This is a genomic window from Mesorhizobium sp. M0011, from assembly GCF_040324155.1.
Taxonomy (GTDB): domain Bacteria; phylum Pseudomonadota; class Alphaproteobacteria; order Rhizobiales; family Rhizobiaceae; genus Mesorhizobium.
Genome location: NZ_JAMYVQ010000043.1, coordinates 15,557 through 34,140, shown reverse-complemented (window position 1 = coordinate 34,140; position 18,584 = coordinate 15,557). Strand labels below are relative to the sequence as shown.

The 18,584-nt window shown below is 63.4% G+C and carries 19 protein-coding genes; 9 read left to right on the top strand and 10 right to left on the bottom strand.

What is annotated here, in order from left to right; all coding sequences use genetic code 11:
* The first annotated feature begins 54 nt into the window (after positions 1 to 54).
* From NKK51_RS29805 to NKK51_RS29780, 6 genes are all read left to right on the top strand, one after another.
* Positions 55 to 513: an Lrp/AsnC family transcriptional regulator gene (locus NKK51_RS29805; protein WP_352555761.1), complete on the top strand. Its 459-nt coding sequence runs from the start codon at positions 55 to 57 to the stop codon at positions 511 to 513.
* A gap of 126 nt (positions 514 to 639) precedes the next feature.
* Positions 640 to 1,842, top strand: coding sequence for an MFS transporter (locus NKK51_RS29800; RefSeq protein ID WP_352555760.1), 1,203 nt, complete (start codon positions 640 to 642; stop codon positions 1,840 to 1,842).
* Between the two features lie 100 nt (positions 1,843 to 1,942).
* Positions 1,943 to 2,545, top strand: coding sequence for a hypothetical protein (locus tag NKK51_RS29795; protein WP_352555758.1), 603 nt, complete (start codon positions 1,943 to 1,945; stop codon positions 2,543 to 2,545).
* Positions 2,546 to 2,661: 116 nt separating this feature from the next.
* Positions 2,662 to 2,925: a YMGG-like glycine zipper-containing protein gene (locus tag NKK51_RS29790; protein ID WP_127297410.1), complete on the top strand. Its 264-nt coding sequence runs from the start codon at positions 2,662 to 2,664 to the stop codon at positions 2,923 to 2,925.
* Between the two features lie 49 nt (positions 2,926 to 2,974).
* Positions 2,975 to 3,598, top strand: a complete 624-nt coding sequence (locus NKK51_RS29785) for an outer-membrane lipoprotein carrier protein LolA (protein WP_128305484.1) — start codon at positions 2,975 to 2,977, stop codon at positions 3,596 to 3,598.
* Between the two features lie 93 nt (positions 3,599 to 3,691).
* Entirely contained in the window at positions 3,692 to 3,901 is a 210-nt protein-coding gene (locus NKK51_RS29780; RefSeq protein WP_023809661.1) for a hypothetical protein, read from the top strand.
* Positions 3,902 to 3,989: 88 nt separating this feature from the next.
* On the opposite strand, the gene NKK51_RS29775 is transcribed toward NKK51_RS29780, so the two are convergent.
* Positions 3,990 to 4,289: an HlyU family transcriptional regulator gene (locus NKK51_RS29775; protein WP_127268097.1), complete on the bottom strand. Its 300-nt coding sequence runs from the start codon at positions 4,287 to 4,289 to the stop codon at positions 3,990 to 3,992.
* A gap of 112 nt (positions 4,290 to 4,401) precedes the next feature.
* Positions 4,402 to 5,103, bottom strand: coding sequence for a PadR family transcriptional regulator (locus NKK51_RS29770; RefSeq protein ID WP_352555755.1), 702 nt, complete (start codon positions 5,101 to 5,103; stop codon positions 4,402 to 4,404).
* Between the two features lie 271 nt (positions 5,104 to 5,374).
* On the opposite strand from NKK51_RS29770, the gene NKK51_RS29765 reads away from it, so the two are divergent.
* On the top strand, positions 5,375 to 5,632 hold the full coding sequence (locus tag NKK51_RS29765) for a DUF2798 domain-containing protein (RefSeq protein WP_023809663.1): 258 nt from the start codon (positions 5,375 to 5,377) through the stop codon (positions 5,630 to 5,632).
* A gap of 67 nt (positions 5,633 to 5,699) precedes the next feature.
* Here NKK51_RS29765 and NKK51_RS29760 read toward each other — a convergent pair whose 3' ends face one another.
* From NKK51_RS29760 to NKK51_RS29730, 7 genes are all read right to left on the bottom strand, one after another.
* Positions 5,700 to 6,068 carry a thiol-disulfide oxidoreductase DCC family protein gene (locus tag NKK51_RS29760; protein WP_023809664.1) on the bottom strand — a complete coding sequence of 123 codons (369 nt, stop codon included), beginning with the start codon at positions 6,066 to 6,068 and terminating at the stop codon, positions 5,700 to 5,702.
* The gene (locus NKK51_RS29755) at positions 6,069 to 7,133 is read right to left on the bottom strand and encodes a DMT family transporter (RefSeq protein ID WP_352555752.1); all 1,065 of its coding nucleotides are present in this window, start codon (positions 7,131 to 7,133) and stop codon (positions 6,069 to 6,071) included. It abuts the gene before it with no gap.
* Between the two features lie 26 nt (positions 7,134 to 7,159).
* The gene (locus tag NKK51_RS29750; protein WP_352555750.1) at positions 7,160 to 7,429 is read right to left on the bottom strand and encodes a putative hemolysin; all 270 of its coding nucleotides are present in this window, start codon (positions 7,427 to 7,429) and stop codon (positions 7,160 to 7,162) included.
* Between the two features lie 106 nt (positions 7,430 to 7,535).
* Positions 7,536 to 7,829: a GYD domain-containing protein gene (locus NKK51_RS29745; RefSeq protein WP_352555748.1), complete on the bottom strand. Its 294-nt coding sequence runs from the start codon at positions 7,827 to 7,829 to the stop codon at positions 7,536 to 7,538.
* Between the two features lie 181 nt (positions 7,830 to 8,010).
* On the bottom strand, positions 8,011 to 10,032 hold the full coding sequence (gene rpoD, locus NKK51_RS29740) for an RNA polymerase sigma factor RpoD (protein ID WP_023809668.1): 2,022 nt from the start codon (positions 10,030 to 10,032) through the stop codon (positions 8,011 to 8,013).
* Positions 10,033 to 10,455: 423 nt separating this feature from the next.
* Positions 10,456 to 12,390: a DNA primase gene (gene dnaG / locus NKK51_RS29735; RefSeq protein WP_352555747.1), complete on the bottom strand. Its 1,935-nt coding sequence runs from the start codon at positions 12,388 to 12,390 to the stop codon at positions 10,456 to 10,458.
* 136 nt (positions 12,391 to 12,526) lie between these two features.
* The gene (locus tag NKK51_RS29730) at positions 12,527 to 12,907 is read right to left on the bottom strand and encodes an RcnB family protein (RefSeq protein WP_352555745.1); all 381 of its coding nucleotides are present in this window, start codon (positions 12,905 to 12,907) and stop codon (positions 12,527 to 12,529) included.
* 387 nt (positions 12,908 to 13,294) lie between these two features.
* Between NKK51_RS29730 and NKK51_RS29725 the strand changes: the two genes are divergently transcribed.
* Both NKK51_RS29725 and NKK51_RS29720 read left to right on the top strand, forming a co-directional pair.
* Entirely contained in the window at positions 13,295 to 14,956 is a 1,662-nt protein-coding gene (locus tag NKK51_RS29725; protein ID WP_352555743.1) for a Na/Pi cotransporter family protein, read from the top strand.
* 144 nt (positions 14,957 to 15,100) lie between these two features.
* Complete coding sequence (locus NKK51_RS29720; RefSeq protein ID WP_352555741.1) at positions 15,101 to 16,285, top strand: MFS transporter; 1,185 nt, start codon at positions 15,101 to 15,103, stop codon at positions 16,283 to 16,285.
* Positions 16,286 to 16,346: 61 nt separating this feature from the next.
* Here NKK51_RS29720 and NKK51_RS29715 read toward each other — a convergent pair whose 3' ends face one another.
* The gene (locus NKK51_RS29715; protein WP_352555739.1) at positions 16,347 to 18,521 is read right to left on the bottom strand and encodes a heavy metal translocating P-type ATPase; all 2,175 of its coding nucleotides are present in this window, start codon (positions 18,519 to 18,521) and stop codon (positions 16,347 to 16,349) included.
* Positions 18,522 to 18,584 lie beyond the last annotated feature (63 nt).

The following is an 18,584-nucleotide window of genomic DNA, read 5'->3' as shown; positions in this document are numbered from 1 at the left end:
ATCAGAATTTGGCATTTGGCGCTACAAAGCCATAAATAGATGGAATCCAAAGCCATGAAACTTGATGAGATTGACAAGCGGATCCTGCGGGCGCTGCAGCGCGACGGCCGCATGGCCAACAACGATCTGGCCAAAGAGGTCGGGCTGTCGCCATCGCCTTGCCTGCGTCGCGTGAAGCTGCTGGAGGAGGCCGGTGTCATCGACCGCTACGTCGCCGTGCTCAACCCCGCCAGCATCGGCAAGGGCCTGACCTTCTTCACCCGCATCTGGTTGAAAACGCAGGACGAGGACACGATCGAGCATTTCGCCACCGAAGTCGCCAAGCTGCCGCAGGTGATGGAGTGCTACCTGATGCTCGGCGATTGCGACGCCATGGTGCGTGTGGTGGCGGCCGGCATCGACGATTACCGCCGCTTCCAGTCGGAGCATCTGAGCCGCATCAAGGGCGTGCAGAACGTCAAGACCGACGTCCCCAGCCAGACGATCAAATACACGTCGGAACTGCCGATCTGAGCTACTGAAAACGGCGTCACGTCAAACTGGATAAAAAATGCAACCGGATTGTAGGATCGAACCCGGTGCCGGCGTCCTTCGGGTGCAAGCAGCGCGCAGCGCTGCCCTTAGGCATGGGAGATTTGAATGAGCCTTTCCTATCGTTGGGTCATCGTCGCCGCTGGCGCGCTGATGTCCTGCGTCGCCATCGGGACGATGTTTTCGCTGGCGATCTTTCTCGAGCCGATGGCGATCGACACCAACTGGTCGCGCGCCGGCATTTCGAGCGCCATGACGCTCAACTTCCTGGTGATGGGCCTTGGTGGCTTCGCCTGGGGCGCGATATCGGACCGTTTTGGCGCCCGCATCGTCGTGATGATCGGCGCGGTGCTGCTCGGGCTGGCGCTGGTGCTGGCCAGCCGCGCCGGTTCGCTGCTGAGCTTCCAGGTCACCTATGGCGTGCTGGTCGGTCTCGCGGCAAGCGCCTTTTTCGCGCCGATGATCGCGCTGACCACAGGCTGGTTCGACACCAACCGCAGCCTTGCCGTCTCACTTGTCTCGGCCGGCATGGGCGTGGCGCCGATGACGATCTCGCCCCTCGCCCGCTGGCTGATCTCCGCCTATGATTGGCGCACCGCCATGTTCGACATCGGCATTACCGCCTGGCTGCTGCTGTTGCCGGCGGTGCTGCTGGTGCGCCAGCCGCCGAAGCCCGTCTTAGTCGACCCCGGCTCCGCGCCGGTTGCCGAAGGTGCCGGCCTGACGGTCGGCCAGGCGCTGCGCTCGCCGCAATTCATCGTGCTGGGGCTGACCTTCTTTGCCTGCTGCGCGGCGCATTCCGGGCCGATCTTCCACATGGTCAGCTATGCCATGCTGTGCGGCGTCGCCCCCATGGCAGCGGTCTCGATCTACAGTGTCGAAGGCCTGGCAGGCCTCGGCGGCCGGCTCTTCTACGGCGTGCTGGCCGACAGGCTGGGCGTCAAGCCGGTGCTGATCGCGGGCCTGGCGATCCAGGCGATCGTCATTGCCGCCTATCTCTCGATCAGCCGGCTTGAGCAGTTCTACATGCTGGCCGTTATCTTCGGTGCCACCTATGGCGGCGTCATGCCGCTCTATGCGGTGCTGGCGCGCGAATATTTCGGCCAGCGCATCCTCGGCACCGTGTTCGGGGCCGCCACCATGCTGTCCAGCCTCGGCATGGCGCTGGGACCGCTTGCCGGCGGCATGGTGTTCGACGCCTACGCCAACTATTCCTGGCTGTTCATCGGCTCGGCTCTTATCGGGCTCGGCGCGGTCGGCATCGCCATCGCGTTCCCGCCACTGCCGCGCAGGGAGTTGCAGCCGGCTTAGCCCGGGTCGATTTCCCAAACCTTGCTGGCCAGGCGCGCAATCAGCCTGGCCCGTTCGGTTCGCCACGGATCCTGTCCCCTGTTTCATCCGTTCCCCCCCCTTGCGCGGGGCAGTCCACGGACAACATTTGCACCGTGGGATCTCGACTGAGCTCGCGCATCCAGTCCACGCCAGAGAGGACACCCTGATGGCGGAACATCCGAGTGGAAGCGAAAGCAACAGAATTGCCGCAAGCGCTGTTGCCGACGACGATCCGCGTCTTGCATTCATTTATCAGGAGGCGGTGAGAGGTCTCACGCAACAGCAGACCCTTGTGGAGAACATGAGCACCCGCGCCGGCAGCCTTGTCTTTGCCATCGCAAACTCATTGCTCGGCGGTGCGGCCCTTTCCAATGGGCTTGGGCTCTGGGACTGGACCGCGGTGGCCCTGCTGTTCGGCATCGGCGGGTTGATCGTCTTCATGCTTTGGCCCTACCACCAATATACATTCCGCTTCGATCCGGAAGAGCTGCTTGATCAATATGTCGACGGCGACAGGCCGACGACGATGTCGGCCATGCGCCGCGCGCTTGCCCTTCGCATCAAGGCGGACATGGCCGGCAACTGGCGAATTATCCAGCGGCTGCGGGTGGCGCTGCAGATTGCGCTGCTGTTTCTGCTGCTCGACAACCTGGCCTGGCTTTTGGCGATCGCAGGCATTTGAGCCGAAGGCGCGTGGCTCCGCCACGGCCAGGCTTGAATGGCAGGCAACGGTCGATGGATCGAAAAGCTCTCTTGAGCATTTAAGCTTTGGCTAATAGTAGCCCCAGGAGAGAACCAATGAAAAAGACGCTGCTCATTTTGAGCCTGCTCATTCCGCTCTCGGCGTGCTCCCGTACCGAACAAGGCGCCGCCGTCGGCGGCTTGGGTGGCGCGGCCGTAGGCGCCGCGGTGGCCGGAGACCCTGTGGAAGGGGCGGTTGTTGGCGGTGCGGTTGGTGCGATAGCAGGGGCCGTCATCGGCCACGCCAGCGAAGCCGGCCAGTGCAGATATCGCGATCGGTACGGCCGGGTTTACGTCGCGCGGTGCCCGAACGGCTACTGATCTCAACGCGTGATCTCCTTCGATCACGCGTTTGCTGGGGGTTAATCGAATGGCCTATCGGATCAAAAAGCTGCTGGGTTTCTTGTGTGCCGTTATCGGCGTTGCCGCGGTGAATGCCGGGGCTTCGGCCGCGCCGGTTGAAGCAAAGACGATTGCCGATCACTTCTCATCGGTGAAATCCATGTCAGGGGATTTCGTGCAATCAGGCCCGAAAGCGGAAAGAAAACACGGCAGGTTTTTTCTCCAACGCCCAGGCAAGATCCGGTTCAACTATGCAGGCCAATCTGGGGTCAGCGTGATCGCGGATGGCAAATCCCTGGTGGTTTATAACAGGAGACTGAAGACATCGCGGCTTTATGCTCTCTCGAAGACGCCGCTTAAGCTGCTGCTCGACAACAAGGTCGACTTCTCCGGCAGTCGCGTCAAAAGCATCAGAGAAGACGGCGCTCAAGTAACCGTCAAGCTGGCCGACAGATCGGCTTTCGGCAATTCGAACATCTCCATGGTGTTCGACAGAAAATCGCTCGATCTGCGCAGATGGAGCCTCACCGACGAGAAGGGACTTACCACGACGGTGACCATCTCAAATGTGAGGCAAGGCGTTCGCGCTCCCGAGGGCACCTTCGTTATCGATTATGCGGCAAACCGTGAATTCAACACCACAACGAAATAGCCGAAACCGCAGCCATAATCACAGCGCCGGAACCAATAGGATCAGCGGCGGTTTAGTCCATGAAGGGACCGGAACCGCAAAGGACGCGGCACAATGATTGAAATTCACAGCATCGAAGCGGCCAACGCCAGACTGCGCATAAGGAGAGCCGAGCGCTCTCTGAAGCGCGCGAATGACTTGCTGGACGAGGAAGGCGGCGTCGCTCTTAACTTGGCATTGTGCGGCCGGATAAGGGCCGCGAGAAGGCATCTGATCGAGGCCAGGACCCGCCTGATGACGATTGATCCCACCAGGACGAGTTGATCGCCGGCGGTCGTACGTCAACCCGGACCGAGAGGTCCATCGTGGCGCAAAGGCCCGCATGGTTAGGCAGTGACCTGCTGGCGGTGATCTACCCAAAAATCCGGTCGCCCTGCTCGTCGACCAGTTGGATGCCCTTCTTGATCGAGATGTCGACGGCGTCGTCGAGCCCGGCGAAGCGGTCGGCGCGGATGAATTTGTGTTCCTTCACCACGCCGTCGATCTCCTTGGAGACGACGCCGCACGTCTGGTACTGGCCATCCGCCTTGTAGGGCGTGGCGCTGATCAGGAACCCCTTGTGCTCGACCTGCTTGGCCGGCGCTGCGCTCGTTGGCCCAGCCGTTTCGGCTCCGCTGGCGCCACCGCCGAAAAGACGCTTCAGAAAAGACATCGGGCTTCCTCCAACAGCATTCATCCCGCACCATGTAGAGTGACGCGGGATGAATTTCACTATCGGTCCTTGGCCCAGCGGGCAAGGGCTGCGTCCGGTCGGCTGGACGAGCTTACTTGTGCGACAGCGCTTCCAGGGCCTCGGCGGCGGCTTCGAGGATGGCGATCGCCTCGGCCTGCTTGTCGGCCGGGGCGTCGACGAAGTCACCCAGAGCCGCGCGCAGCCGGTGGCGGACTGCGCGGAATTCGTCGCGCGCTTCCGAACGATCCCCGCGGCCACCCCGGCCGCCACGACGCCCGCCCTCTTCGCTCTCGTCGTTCCAGCCGAACCAGTCGCGCGCCTTGGCCATTTTACGGCCGAAGCGCTCGAGATGGTCGAGCACGCCATCGATCATCTCGCGGTTGTCGGCGAGATGCGCCTGGCCAGCTTCGGTGATCGAAAACACCTTCTTGTTGCCGTCGGCGGCGGAGGCGGCATAGCTGGCCTCTTCCAGGAAGGTCAGCGTCGGGTAGACCACGCCGGGGCTCGGGCTGTAGATGCCGCTGGTGCGTTCCTCCAACGCCTTGATGATGTCGTAGCCGTGGCGCGGGGCCTCGGCCAGCAGCGACAGCGTGATCAGCTTGAGGTCGCCGTCGGCCAACATGCGCCCGGCGCGGAACATGTCGCCCGGGCCGCCCCGCCCGCCACCGCGACCGCCGTGCCCGAACGGGCCAAAACCGCCGCCCCCTCTGCTACCAAATTTGCCGCCGAATTTGCCGGCCATGTGCATGAACATGCGCTCGCCGAAATGATTGTTCCCAAAATGTTTGTGCATTGATTGCTCCTTGAGTTGTATCTTACGATATATCTCAATTATGCGAGCCAATCGAGAGAGTCAAGATATATCTTACGATGTATCTGAATGCGGCGCCAGAGGCTTGCTTTCACCGGAACGTACCGCTAGAAGTCCCGCGAGCGCCTCGGCTGCTCCGTAAGCGTCTGACGTCAAGCAACGCATCCAACCCCGGTCTTTCCGGGCAATTTTGCCGGTCACCGGCGAATGGATGCCAAAAGCGACGGACCGGATACTTCAGGGAACTCTCAAAATGACTGCAAGACATCAGCGCAGGAAGCTGCCTGCGCGCTATGCCGCTGTTCTTAGCCCGCTGGTGCTGTCGCTGTTGATGACCTTTATCGTCTCGTTCATCTCGACGTTGAAAAGCCTTGGCTTCCACCCCGAGCTGCCGTCCATCTGGCTGACCGCCTGGGGGCTGTCCTGGCTGGTGGCGTTTCCGACGCTGCTGCTGGTGCTGCCGGTGGTACGCCGCATCGTCGGCGCGCTCTGCGAGCCGGCCAGCCGATAACTCGCACGAAAAAAGGTCCGGAGATGTCCTCCGGACCTTTGCGCTTCTGGTCATTAATCACGAAGCGCTACCAGCGACCCTTGCGCCGGTTCCAGGCATAGAGAAGGTCGGCGAAACGATCATAGGCAAAGCGTGTCAGCGGCAAGACAACCGGATTGCCGAACACCATCGCCAGCCAGCCCTCGCCCGGCGTGACCTTCCACACGGCGATGGCAACGTCGGCGCCGACCAGCAGCCTGCCCGCCACGTCGGTGGCGTGCAGCCGGCGGCGGATATCCTCAAGCGACGCGCCATGCCCGGCAAGCGCTGCCGGTTCAAAATTGATGTCTCGGAACTCGATCCGCCCGGCCTTGACCGCTTCGATCAGCCGCCGCTTCTGCCTGCTTATGCCGGCATCGCAGACCGGGCAGCGCGTGTTGTACCAGACGGTCAGCATTTATCCGTGGCCATGCCTGTGGTGCAGGTCGGGATAATGCGGATGCCGGTGTCGCATTGGGGCATGCCGGTGCCAATGAGAATGCGGCTCGCTTACCGGCCCGTCATGATGGTGCTGGTGGTGCTCGTCATGCACATGGCTGTGCTCGTGCTCCAGTTCCTCATGGTCGTGCTCATGCTCATGGCGCTCCGACAGATGCAGCCACAGGCCAACACCCATCAGAAGTCCGGCGGCCGCAAGCTTGAGCGTCACGGCGTCACCCAGGATGGCGATTGCCAGCAACGCGCCGATAAAGGGAGCGAGCGAGTAATAGGCCCCTGTCCGCGCGGTGCCCAGATGACGCAGCGCCACGATGAACATCACCAGGCTGACCCCGATGCCGAAGAAACCGACTGCCGCGGTCGCTGCAATGACCGACCCCGGGGGAAACAAGGCACCGCCGGCAAGCGCCAACCCGACATTGACGACACCCGCCACCAGCCCCTTGAGCATGGCGATCACCACCGGGTCGGTGGCGGAGATCCTGCGCGTGAAATTGTTGTCGATACCCCAGGCCAGACAAGCCCCCGCCACCAGCAGGGCGCCACGGTTGAAGGCGACGCCCTCACCTTGCCACGACAGAAGAACGGCGCCCGCCAGAATGGCGAACGCGCCGAAAAGCAGGCGCCGGTCGACATTCTCGCGATAGACGAGCCAGGCGATCGCCATCGTTGCCGGCCCTTCCAGGTTGAGCAGCAGCGCCGAACTGGACGCCGTGTTGAGGGTCAAGCCGAACATCAGCAGCACCGGCGCGATGATGCCGCCCATGCCGATCGCCAGCGCCAGCCAGGGAATATCCCCAGCGGTCAGTTGCGCCTCCCAGGCCGCGGCCTGCCTGCCCCGAAGCGGGCGGTACAGAGCCAGCCCGAGACCGGCACCGAGATAGAGCAGCCCGGCCAGCATGAAGGGATTGACGCCATTGAGCAGCAGTTTGCTGAGCGGCGGCGTCGCCCCGAACAGGGCGGCCGAGCCAAGCGCGAGTGGCACGCCGGGCCACAGATGCGAATGGGAATGCGGTTCGGACATGATCTCACCCTATGATGGCAGGTATGTCACTTGCGGCGCATGGCCGCCTTCGGCCCGACGCACTTGTTGTCGCGAAACAGCGCCCACTCCTCGCAAAGGCGCCCATTGGGCAAGCCGCAGAATCCATATTCATTACCGGCCTTATCCTTCCTGATCACCAGGCGCCCGCCGATCTCGCCACAATGGACGGACGCCGGATTGGCCATGCCGACCGGTTTTTGCGCGCCGGCGCCGGCGGAAAACGGCAGCGACGACAAAGCGGCAAAGCTGGCGACCAATATCGAAACCTTCTTCATCGCGATCTCCCCGGCCACATTCTATCACGGCGAAGCACCCCGTCTTGCGGCAAAGCGCCACCAGGCCGGCACCAACCAGCGACTTCGAGAAACCCTGCCGATTCCTTCACCCGAGCGAGGTGATGATCTCGCGGTAGGCTAATTCGGGAAAGGCCTTCAGCGTCCGCGTCCTGACATTGCCCGCTGCCGCCAGCATCAGCGAGAAGCGCGCCAGCACCGCGTCGTCGGGGGCTTCGACCACAGCCACCATATCGTATTCGCCCATGGTCAGGTAGAACCCCTTGAACGATCCGCCCATGTCTCCCAGTTGCCTCCTGGCGGCGTCGAGCCGCTTCGGTGACTCGCGTACGTTCCTGGCACCTTGCTCCGTCCAGTTCATCAGCACGATGTAGCTTGTCATGGCACACCTCCCTCCGGGGCCACGGAGCACGGCGGCTTCGCCGGGGCGGGCATCCGGGTTGTCGCCCAGAAAATGCATCCGACACCGAAATTATCCGCCCGAAGGGCCTCGCCCGCAAGAGTGCGTCCCACAACAAAAAAGGGCGCCATCGGCGCCCTTGAACTCTTTGCATCGGTAAGTCTCAGCTATCCAGGAAGCTGCGCAGCTTGCGCGACCTGCTCGGGTGCTTGAGCTTGCGCAGCGCCTTGGCTTCGATCTGACGAATGCGCTCGCGGGTAACAGAGAACTGCTGGCCGACTTCTTCCAGCGTGTGGTCGGTGTTCATGCCGATACCGAAGCGCATTCTGAGCACACGCTCCTCGCGCGGCGTTAGCGAGGCCAGCACGCGCGTGGTGGTCTCGCGCAGATTGGCCTGGATCGCCGCGTCGATCGGCAGGATCGCCATCTTGTCCTCGATGAAATCGCCCAGATGCGAATCCTCCTCGTCGCCGACCGGCGTTTCGAGCGAGATCGGCTCCTTGGCGATCTTCAAGACCTTGCGCACCTTTTCGAGCGGCATGGCAAGCTTTTCGGCCAGTTCCTCCGGCGTCGGCTCGCGGCCGATCTCGTGCAGCATCTGGCGCGAGGTGCGCACGATCTTGTTGATCGTCTCGATCATATGCACCGGAATGCGGATGGTACGCGCCTGATCGGCGATCGAACGCGTGATCGCCTGCCGGATCCACCATGTCGCGTAGGTCGAGAACTTGTAGCCGCGGCGGTATTCGAACTTATCGACCGCCTTCATCAGGCCGATATTGCCTTCCTGGATCAGGTCGAGGAACTGCAGGCCGCGATTGGTGTACTTCTTGGCGATGGAGATGACGAGGCGCAGGTTGGCCTCGACCATTTCCTTCTTGGCGATCGCCGCTTCGCGCTCGCCCTTCTGCACCTGGTTGACGATCTTGCGGAATTCCAGGATCGAGATCGCCGTTTCGGTGGCGAGGTTCTGGATCTCGGCGCGCAGGTCCTTGATCGCATCCTTCTCGTTCTTGGTGAATTCCTTCCAGCCGCGCGATGTCAGATTGCCGATCGAGCGCGTCCAGTTCGGGTCGAGCTCGGAACCCTGATATTCCTTCAGGAACTCTTCGCGGCGCACGCCGTAGCTTTCGGCCAGCCTGAGCAGCTTGCCTTCGTTCTGCACCAGGCGCTTGTTGATGTCGTAGAGCTGCTCGACCAGCGCCTCGATGCGCGCCGTGTTGAGCGACAGCGACTTCACCGCCTTGATCAACTGGTCCTTGAGCTCCTTCAGCCGGCGGTCCTGGCTGGGCGACAGTGTGCCCGCGGCGGCGAGCCTGTTCTCGACCTGCTGGTCCTGCAGCTTGCGCAGCTTTTTGTAGGTGTCGGCGATAACGTCGAGCGTCTCCATCACCTGCGGGCGGAGTTCCGCTTCCATCGCGGCCAGCGACAGGCTGGCTTCGTCCTCGTCTTCGTCGTCGTCGTCCGTCAGCCCACGCGTATCGGCGCCGACATTGGTGATGTCGTCTTCGTCGTCGCGCGAACGGCGCGGCTTGTCCTCGACCTTGGCTTCCTCGACGCGCTCGACCACCGGCGCCTGCTTGGCCTCGGGGCCGGCATAGGTGGCTTCGAGATCGATGATCTCGCGCAGCAGGATCTTGGATTCGTTGAGTTCGTCGCGCCAGATGATGATGGCCTGGAAAGTCAGCGGGCTTTCGCACAGGCCGGCGATCATCGTCTCGCGGCCGGCCTCGATGCGCTTGGCGATGGCAATTTCGCCCTCGCGCGACAACAGCTCCACCGAGCCCATCTCGCGCAGATACATGCGCACCGGATCGTCGGTGCGATCGGTCGGTTCTTTCTTGGTGGTGGTGGCGGCGACCGCGGTGCCGGTCTGCTCGGCCAGCTCGTTGGCGTCTTCCTCGGCATCGGCCGCGGTGTCGGTGGCCTCGGGCTCCTCGCCCTGCTCGTCGTCCTCGACCACGTTGATGCCCATGTCGGACAGCATCGCCATCGTGTCCTCGATCTGCTCGGAGGTCACTTCCTCCGAGGGCAGCACCGAATTCAGCTCGTCCATGGTGACATAGCCGCGCTTCTTGGCGGCCTTGATCATCTTCTTGACAGCATCATCGGAAAGGTCGAGCAGAGGGCCATCGGTGGCGCCTTCGCGTTCGGTTTCGACCTCTTCCTTTTCCTTTGTCGCCATAGTCTTTATCTTCTCCTAGCGGCCGAACTTCAAAGCCGCGTAAGCTGTCGGACCAGTCAAATCGGATGCGCTCGCTTATGAAACGCGCTTCACCGGGCCAGTAACTGCATCAACTCGTTTCGTTTGGTGTATGTCGTTGCCCAAATCGGGTTTCCCCTTTTGGGCGACATGCATTAAGTCCAGATTAACCCTGATATCTGTGGCAGGCGGGCTGCCTGTCCAGTGACCAGTACCTCACATCGCTTATTTCCCGTCGACGCGGGTTCGGGTTAACGTTTCGAATCGTCCTGATTCCGCCAATCTGCCAGAAGGTCAAGCGCCTCTCGCATGATTCGCATGAAAAAAGCGAATCAATTACCCGACTTAGCCCGTTACGCGCCATTTGGACGCGCAACGACGCTTTCTCAATTCACTCGCTTCCAACTAAGCTCGCCCCGCCCTGCCCGAGGAGACGCCAAACCCTTCGATTAGCGCTTCCGTGGCCTGCACATCCTGGAATTGCGCCTGAATTTCGATCAGATGCCGATAGTTTTCGTCTGTGGGATCGGTGGCGAGCGCCGCTTCCGCCTGTTTCAGCTCCTTATGTAAGGTGCGCGCGCTGCGCTGCAAGTGCAGCGCCTGGCTGAAAGCATCGCGGGCATCTTCAAGGGCGGCGGTCTCCAGCGCCGGCCATTGCCGCATCCGCCGGATCAGCCCGACGGCCCGCTCCCAGATCTCGGCGCAGCCGGCGCGTTCGATCGTCGCAATCACCGCCTGCCGGTCATGGGCCATGTCGTGCGCCATCGCGTCGAGAATCGCTCCATGCAGCCGCCTCAGATCGGAGTTGGCGAGATCGAGGAACTCGATATGAGCGAAATTCTCGTCGATCAGCGCCGGATGGTTGACCAATGCGACGATGATCGTCGCCTCGCGCACCGACATCCCTTCGCCGCCGCGTTTGACCAAAGCCGACTGGCCGAGGCTTTCGGTGATCGCCATGCGGCCGCTGCCGGCCTTGGCGAACTGCCCGCCGGGCGCGGCCGTCTTGCCTTGGCCCTGTTTCCAGTCTTGCCGACTTTGCCTGGTGCCGCGCTGCGAGCCGAAGAAGCTCAGCACACGCTCGCGCATCTCCTGCTGGTAGTGGTAGCGCAGGCTTTCGTCGCGGATGCGGCTGGTCAGTTCGCGCAGCGTCTTCTCGAGCTCGGCCCGCCGCTCCGGCGTATCGAAGACGCCGCCCGCCGTCTCACGCATCCATAAAAGGTCGACCAGCGGCCGCGCCTCGGCCAGAACGCGACGAAACGCATCCGGTCCTTCGGCCTTGACCAGATCATCGGGATCCTTGCCTTCCGGCAGCAGCGCGAAGCGCGCCGAGCGCCCGGCCTGCACAGACGGCAGCGCCATATCGGCGGCCCGCCACGCTGCCTTCAGCCCGGCCTTGTCGCCGTCGAAGCACAGCATCGGCTCCGGCGCCATGCGCCAGAGCAGTTCGAGCTGGTTCTCGGTAAGCGCGGTGCCGAGCGGCGCCACGACGTTCTCGAAGCCGGCCTGCGCCAGTGCGATGACGTCCATATAGCCTTCGACGGCGATGACCGTGCCGCCCTTGGCCAAGGCCTTGCGGGCGCGGGCGAAATTATAGAGCACATTGCCCTTGTGGAAGAGTTCGGTGTCAGGCGAGTTCATGTATTTGGCCAGCGCGTCCGGCTGCAGCGCACGGCCGCCGAACGCGATGATCTTGCCCCGGGAATCCGGAATCGGGAACATGATGCGGTCGCGGAACCAGTCATAGGAAACCGGGATGTCGTCGCCGTGGCGCACCAGTCCACAAGCCTCGATGTCGGCCTTGGGCACGCCCTTGGCGGCGAGATGCTCCTTCAGCGCATTGCGACTGTCGGGCGCAAAACCGAGCCGGAACGATTGCTGCGTCGCCGGCGTCAGTCCGCGGTCGCGCAGATAGGCACGCGCCTTGGCGCCTTCCGGCCCCTGCAGCCGTTCCTGGAAGAAGGCGGTCGCCATCTCCATGACGTCGGTCAGGCTGGCGCGTTCCTTTTCGCGCCGCTCCTCCTGCGCATCGCGAACCGGCATCGGCACGCCGGCCATATCGGCGATCTTTTCGACCGCTTCGGGAAAGCTCATCCCGTCGAGTTCGGTGAGGAACTTGAAATGATCGCCCGAGACCGAGCAACCGAAACAATGGTAGCGGCCCTTTTTGTCCTCGCAGTGGAAGGAGGGGCTCTTCTCGCCGTGGAACGGACAACAGGCCCAATAGTCGCCGCGCGGCGCGTTGGTTTTCTTCCTGTCCCACGCAACGCGCTGGCCGATAACCGATGAAATCGGCACGCGGTCGCGTATCTCGTCGAGGAAGGCGGGTGGAAAGCGCATCGGGGAACTCGTTTCCCGATTATATAATCATACCCGCGAAATCCGACGACCCTTAATGCGGGCCATACCCGGTTTCCACAGGCAAAAGAGGCGGCCGTTGCGGGCCGCCTCTTTCCAATATCCGCCTGGGGACCGCTTAATGCGCGGCAAGCGCGCCGAAAATGACGCCGGAGAGCACACCGACCAACACATAGTCGTTGCCGACGCGGATCCATTCCTGGCCGCGGCCGGGACGATGCAGGCCGTAGCGGCCGTAGTCGCGGATCGGCTGGTGCTGTCTCCAGCCTGAATATTTATGGCCGTTGCGCCAGTTGTTGCGCTTCACGATGACCTTCTTATGGATGGCGCGCTTCTGGATGAAGCGCTTCTTGACATCCCTGTTGGTGGGCTTTTGCCAGTCGACCTGGCTGTAATTCGACTGCGGAGCGTTCGGTGCATTCAGCGGTGCGGCTTGGCCGGTGAGCGACGTAGCGGCCAGCATCGAGAAAGCGAGTGCGGAAAGGACAATGCGTTTCAAAAGAAGTCTCCTTGGTTGTCGATGCCAGAGGAATAGCGGGCCACCGATGAACCGAAGCTGAACGCCTGCATTACAATTGTGTAATGATTTCCTTTATTTACCCAATAGAGCTGAACATAATCGCAAAGGCAGGAGCCGGTCGCGCTGCTAACTCTGCCTATCCGTTGCTTCGAGCCCGCCCCGCAATGCAACCATTTGCGCGTCCGTCCATTTTCCGACACCGCCCGTCGCGCTGCAACGGCCCTTGAAATCGACAAGATTTTATTATCCGGCTAAAATATTCGAGTTATTATAAGTCACCGCCATGAACATGATTCGTACCCTCGTTTTCCCTTCTGATCGCCACGCCAAACAGGACGCGCATCCTGTTTGCATGCGGGGGGCGAAATGAGCGGGTCCGTCGTCCTTCTGCATCTGGCCGGCGCCGTGGCGCTGATGCTGTTTGCCACCCGCATGGTGAAGACCGGCGTTGAACGCGCCTATGGCGACGTGCTGCGCCACCGCCTGCGCGCCACCATGCGCAATCCGATCATGGCGGTGCTGGCCGGCACCGGCCTTGCCATCGCCCTGCAGAGTTCCACAGCCGTCACGCTGCTGGTCGGCTCCTTCGCCGGCTCTGGCATCGTCTCGGGCGCCGCGGGCCAATTGGCAGTGCGCGGCGCCGAGATCGGCTCTGCGCTGGTGGTCAAGCTGCTGACCTTCGACCTCACCTTGCTGGTGCCGCTGTGCCTGATCACCGGCACGGTCATGTTCATGGCCACCGAGCGGCGCGACTGGCGCCAGACCGGCCGCATTCTGGTCGGCATCGGCCTTTTGATCCTGTCGCTGGAGATGATCGGCCAGGCGTCTGAGCCGCTGCGCAACAGCCAGCTCATGCCGGTCATCATCAACTACTTCTCGACCGATTCCATCACCGCCTATCTGCTGGCGGCGCTGATCACCTGGCTGTTCCAGTCGAGCATCGCGGCGGTGCTGTTGATGGCGACGCTGGCAGGCCGCGGCCTGATCACGCCCGAACTCGGCGTCGTTCTCATCCTTGGCGTCAATCTCGGCTCCTCGATCATCGCGCCGATGCTGACCCGCTCGTCGAGCCCCGAGGTGCGCGTCGTGCCGATCGGCAATCTCCTGATGCGCGGTCTTGGCTCGCTGGTCATGCTGATCCTGGTCATGATCTTCAGGCCGCACTTCGCCTTTCTCGGTTCGACGGCGGCCGACCAGATCGTCAATGCCCACATCCTGTTCAATGTGCTGATCCTGCTTGCCGGCCTGCCGCTGGCAGGCTTCGTCTACCGCGCTTCGGAGAAGATCGTCGCACTTGGCACCAAGGTGCCGGCCGCCTCGCTTGACGTCGTCGAGCTGTCCGCGCTCAACGAAAGCGCGCTCGACGTGCCGAGCCAGGCGCTGGCCAATGCCACCCGCGAGGTGGTGCGGGTCTGCGAGACTATCGAGATCATGCTCAAGCGCATCATCGAGCTCTATGAAAGTGCCGATGCCGACAAGATCAAGGCGCTGGCCGCACTCGACGACCGCGTCGACCGCAGGCACGCGGCGATCAAGCTCTACCTCGCCAAGTTGACCAGGAACCCGCTGACCGAGGACGAAGCGCTGCGCTGCCAGGAACTGATCGGCGCCTGCGTCAAGCTGGAGCAGGTCGGCGACATCATCGTGCGCAACATGCTGGTGCATGTGAAGAAGAAAATCGAGCGCGGGTTGGAATTCACCGACGAGGGCTGGGCCGAGCTGTGCGCCTTCCATGGTTCGGTGCTGGCCAATGCGCGGCTTGCCTTCAACGTGCTGGTGTCGCGCGATCCCGAGACCGCGCGCCAGTTGGTGCTGGAAAAAGACCGGCTTCGCGATCGCGAAAAGGAAACCAGCGCCAGCCATTTCGTGCGGCTGCGCGACGGCACCGCCAAGAGCGTCGAGACCAGCTCGATCCACCTCGACACCATCCGCGACCTGAAGCAGATCAACTCGCTGCTGGCCTCGATGGCCTATCCGGTGCTCGAAGAGCGCGGTCTGCTCACTGGGTCGCGGTTGAAGGCGAGCTGAGAAGCAGCCGAGCTCCCCCCTCGTGGGGGAGATTGGCGCTTCACCGCCTCGCTCACTGAAGAAAACCTAAACTCGCGACAAAAATTTCTTCATTGCCCGCAAAGCCCATCCGTGGTTTGAGGCCGTTCCAGCTAAGGCCTTGCCATGTCGCTTCCGCTCATAGCCCTGTTCATTGCCGCTTTTGCCTTCGGCACCACCGAATTCGTCATTGCCGGCGTGCTGCCGCAGGTGGCGCAAGGTCTTGGCGTTTCGGTCCCCTCGGCCGGCTACCTCGTCTCGGGCTATGCAGGCGGCATCGCCATCGGCGGCCCGCTGCTGGCGCTCGCCACCAAGTCGCTGTCACGCAAGAGCCTGCTGCTCGGCCTCGCCATCGCCTTCACCATCGGCCAGGCGGCTTGCGCGCTGGCGCCCGACTTCACCTCGATGCTACTGTTGCGCATTGCCGTGGCGGTCGCGCATGGCGCCTATTTCGGCGTTGCCATGGTCGTCGCCGTCGGTCTCGTGCGCGAGGACCAGCGCGGCATGGCTGTCGCCGTCATCCTGTCCGGCCTCACCGTCTCCAACGTCATCGGCGTGCCGGCGGGCACCGCGATCGGCAACATCTGGGGCTGGCGTGCGACCTTCTGGGTGATGTGCGCGCTGGGCGTGGCGGCAACGCTTGCCATGGCAGCCCTGTTGCCGCGCACCACCGGATCGTCGGTCAGGCCCGCCGGTTTCGCCCGCGAGGTCCGTGTGCTGGCCCGCCAGCAGGTCTGGACCTCGCTGATCCTGATGCTGATGCTGATGATCGGCCAGTTCGGCCTGTTCACCTACATCACCCCGACACTGCTTGAGGTCACAGGGCTCGACGAGAACCTGGTGCCGTGGGTGCTGCTGCTCAACGGCGTCGGCGCCACCCTGGGAGTCTTCCTCGGCGGCAAGCTCTCCGACTGGAAGCTGATGCCGTCATTGATCACCATGCTGGGTTTGCAGGCGGTGACGCTGGCCGTCATCTATGCCGTCAGCCCCTACCCCCTGCCGATGGTTGTCGCGATCGTCGTCTGGGGCGGTCTCAATTTCGCCATCGGCACGCCGATCCAGACCCGCATCCTGGCCTGGACCGCCGACGCCTCGAACCTCGCCTCGTCGCTCATTCCGTCCGGCTTCAATGTCGGCATCGCGCTGGCCGCGTCGCTGGGCGCCGCCATGCTCAACGCCGGCTATGGCTACCGTAGCCTGCCGCTGCTTGGCGCCATCGCCATGCTGGTCGCTATCGCGGTGGCGCTCGCCTCCTATGTCTGGGAAGGGCGCAGCAACGCCACGCCGCCGCTGACGGCCCCAGCGGAGTAGGTCACGATCCGGAAAAGGGGACGCCGGTTTTCCGAAAAGATCGTGATCAACCAAAAACACTTCACCCGCGCCAGCGCAGCAGGCGCATGGCGTTGGCGGTGACCAGCACGGTGGCGCCGGTGTCGGCCAGGATCGCCGGCCACAGGTCGGTGATGCCGGCGATGGTGGTGACCAGGAACACCGCCTTCAGCCCGAGCGCCACGCTGATGTTCTGGCCGATATTGGCCATCACCGCCCGCGACAGTTTTATCATGCGAGCGACGTCCGTGACGCGGCCATGCAGGATCGCCGCATCCGCCGTTTCCAGCGCCACATCGGTGCCGCCGCCCATCGCGATGCCGATGTCGGCGGCAGCCAGCGCCGGCGCGTCGTTGATGCCGTCGCCAACCTTGGCGACCTTCAGCCCCTCGCGCTGCAATTCACCGACGATGCGCTGCTTGTCCTGCGGCAACAGCTCCGCCCGTGCCTCTATGCCGAGGGAAGCGGCGATGGCTTCGGCGGTGCGGCGGTTGTCGCCGGTCAGCATCACCGCGCGGATGCCCTCAGCCTTGAGCGCCGCGATCCCGGCCGCCGCATCCGGCCGCGGCTCGTCGCGCATGGCGATCAGCCCGGCCACCATGCCATCGGCAACAAGCACCGAGACGGTCTTGCCCTGGCCGTTGAGGCTGTCGACGGCAAGGCGCTGTGCTTCGGTCATCACCGCGCGTTCGCCCGCCGCCTGGCCGGAGCCGAGGAAGACGGCAACGCCGCCAACGCTGCCCTCGACACCCTTGCCCGAGATCGCCTTGGCCGCCAGAGCCGGCGGCACCGGTGCCTTGTCGGCCTTGGCCCGGTCCAGGATCGCCATCGCCAACGGATGGCTGGAGCCCTGCTCCAGCGCTGCCGCCAGCGCCAGCACGGTGCGTTCATCCCTTCCATACGCCACAATGTCGGTGACCACGGGCTTGCCTGCCGTCAGCGTGCCGGTCTTGTCGAAGGCGACCGCCGTGATCCGGCGAAAGCCTTCCAGCACCGCGCCGCCCTTCATCAACAGGCCGCGCCTCGCCCCGGCCGCAAGGCCCGCGGCGATTGCCGCCGGCGTCGAGATGACCAGCGCGCAGGGGCAGCCGATCAGCAGGATCGCCAGGCCCTTGTAGATCCATTCGTTCCAGTCGCCACTGGCAAGCAGCGGCGGCAGCAGCGCCACCAGCGCGCCGACCGCCAGCACGGCCGGCGTGTAGTATCGCGAAAAACGGTCAATGAAGCGCTCTGTCGGCGCCTTGGCCTCCTGCGCCTCCTCCACCAGCCGCACAATTCGGGCGATGGTGTTGTCGGAAGCGGCCGCCGTCACCCGCACCTTGAGCACGCCGTCGGTGCTGATCGTGCCGGCAAAGACGGCGTCCGCGACGCCCTTGCGCTTCGGCGTGCTCTCGCCGGTCACCGGCGCCTCGTCGATATCACCAGCCCCCTCGACGATCTCGCCATCGGCGGGGATACGATCGCCCGGCCCCACCACGATAACGTCGCCGACGGCAAGATCTTCGGCGGGAACCTCCGATGTGCCGCCTGCCCGCTCGACAAGTGCTGTCTTCGGCACCAGATCGGCAAGTCCCTGGATGCTCGCCCGCGCGCGGCCGGCGGCGACACCTTCCAGAAGTTCGCCGATCAGGAACAGCACCACAACGGCGGCTGCCTCTTCCGTAGCCCCGATCATCACAGCGCCTATCGCCGCGATGGTCATCAGCATCTCGATCGAAAACGGCGTGCCGGCCAATGCCGCCATCAGCGCACGCCGCGCGATCGGCACCAGGCCGACCAACAGGGCGGCAAGGAAGACCCAGCGCTCGGCCGCAGGAAGAAGATGGCCGATGCCGTAGGCGGCGAGAAGCGCTGCCGCGCAGGCCAGCGTCAGCACGGCACGGCGGGAGCGCCACCACGCCTGCCCCGGCGCCGCATCGCTGTGATCATGATCAGCATGATCATGATCCTTGGCCACTGAAGCACGCCCATCGGCCCCGCCTTCCGCCTTGACGATGCCGTAGCCCAGCCGCGCCACCTGCCGCAGCACCTTGTCGTCGTTGAGCCAACCGCTGTGGCTGACCGTCATGCTGGCGCCGGTCACCGAAACCGAGACATCGGCGACGCCGTCGAGACGACGCACCGCCGTATCGATCTTGGCCGCGCAAGAGGCGCAGTCCATGCCGCCGATCTTGAACCGTGTCTGCCCGATCGTTTCCTGCTTGAGCGGCGTCGTCATCACATTACCTGCCTGTCTTGCCCGCGCGGCGTCGCCGCATGGGTCTTGAATGCTGATGTCAGG

What these genes read in the sequence shown, in the direction of transcription:
- NKK51_RS29805 (WP_352555761.1), top strand. Translation starts at nt 55, where the DNA reads ATGAAACTTGATGAGATTGACAAGCGGATCCTGCGGGCGCTGCAGCGC.
- NKK51_RS29800 (WP_352555760.1), top strand. Translation starts at nt 640, where the DNA reads ATGAGCCTTTCCTATCGTTGGGTCATCGTCGCCGCTGGCGCGCTGATG.
- NKK51_RS29790 (WP_127297410.1), top strand. Translation starts at nt 2,662, where the DNA reads ATGAAAAAGACGCTGCTCATTTTGAGCCTGCTCATTCCGCTCTCGGCG.
- NKK51_RS29785 (WP_128305484.1), top strand. Translation starts at nt 2,975, where the DNA reads ATGGCCTATCGGATCAAAAAGCTGCTGGGTTTCTTGTGTGCCGTTATC.
- NKK51_RS29780 (WP_023809661.1), top strand. Translation starts at nt 3,692, where the DNA reads ATGATTGAAATTCACAGCATCGAAGCGGCCAACGCCAGACTGCGCATA.
- NKK51_RS29775 (WP_127268097.1), bottom strand. Translation starts at nt 4,289, where the DNA reads ATGTCTTTTCTGAAGCGTCTTTTCGGCGGTGGCGCCAGCGGAGCCGAA.
- NKK51_RS29770 (WP_352555755.1), bottom strand. Translation starts at nt 5,103, where the DNA reads ATGCACAAACATTTTGGGAACAATCATTTCGGCGAGCGCATGTTCATG.
- NKK51_RS29765 (WP_023809663.1), top strand. Translation starts at nt 5,375, where the DNA reads ATGACTGCAAGACATCAGCGCAGGAAGCTGCCTGCGCGCTATGCCGCT.
- NKK51_RS29760 (WP_023809664.1), bottom strand. Translation starts at nt 6,068, where the DNA reads ATGCTGACCGTCTGGTACAACACGCGCTGCCCGGTCTGCGATGCCGGC.
- NKK51_RS29755 (WP_352555752.1), bottom strand. Translation starts at nt 7,133, where the DNA reads ATGTCCGAACCGCATTCCCATTCGCATCTGTGGCCCGGCGTGCCACTC.
- NKK51_RS29750 (WP_352555750.1), bottom strand. Translation starts at nt 7,429, where the DNA reads ATGAAGAAGGTTTCGATATTGGTCGCCAGCTTTGCCGCTTTGTCGTCG.
- NKK51_RS29745 (WP_352555748.1), bottom strand. Translation starts at nt 7,829, where the DNA reads ATGACAAGCTACATCGTGCTGATGAACTGGACGGAGCAAGGTGCCAGG.
- rpoD (WP_023809668.1), bottom strand. Translation starts at nt 10,032, where the DNA reads ATGGCGACAAAGGAAAAGGAAGAGGTCGAAACCGAACGCGAAGGCGCC.
- dnaG (WP_352555747.1), bottom strand. Translation starts at nt 12,390, where the DNA reads ATGCGCTTTCCACCCGCCTTCCTCGACGAGATACGCGACCGCGTGCCG.
- NKK51_RS29725 (WP_352555743.1), top strand. Translation starts at nt 13,295, where the DNA reads ATGAGCGGGTCCGTCGTCCTTCTGCATCTGGCCGGCGCCGTGGCGCTG.
- NKK51_RS29720 (WP_352555741.1), top strand. Translation starts at nt 15,101, where the DNA reads ATGTCGCTTCCGCTCATAGCCCTGTTCATTGCCGCTTTTGCCTTCGGC.
- NKK51_RS29715 (WP_352555739.1), bottom strand. Translation starts at nt 18,521, where the DNA reads ATGACGACGCCGCTCAAGCAGGAAACGATCGGGCAGACACGGTTCAAG.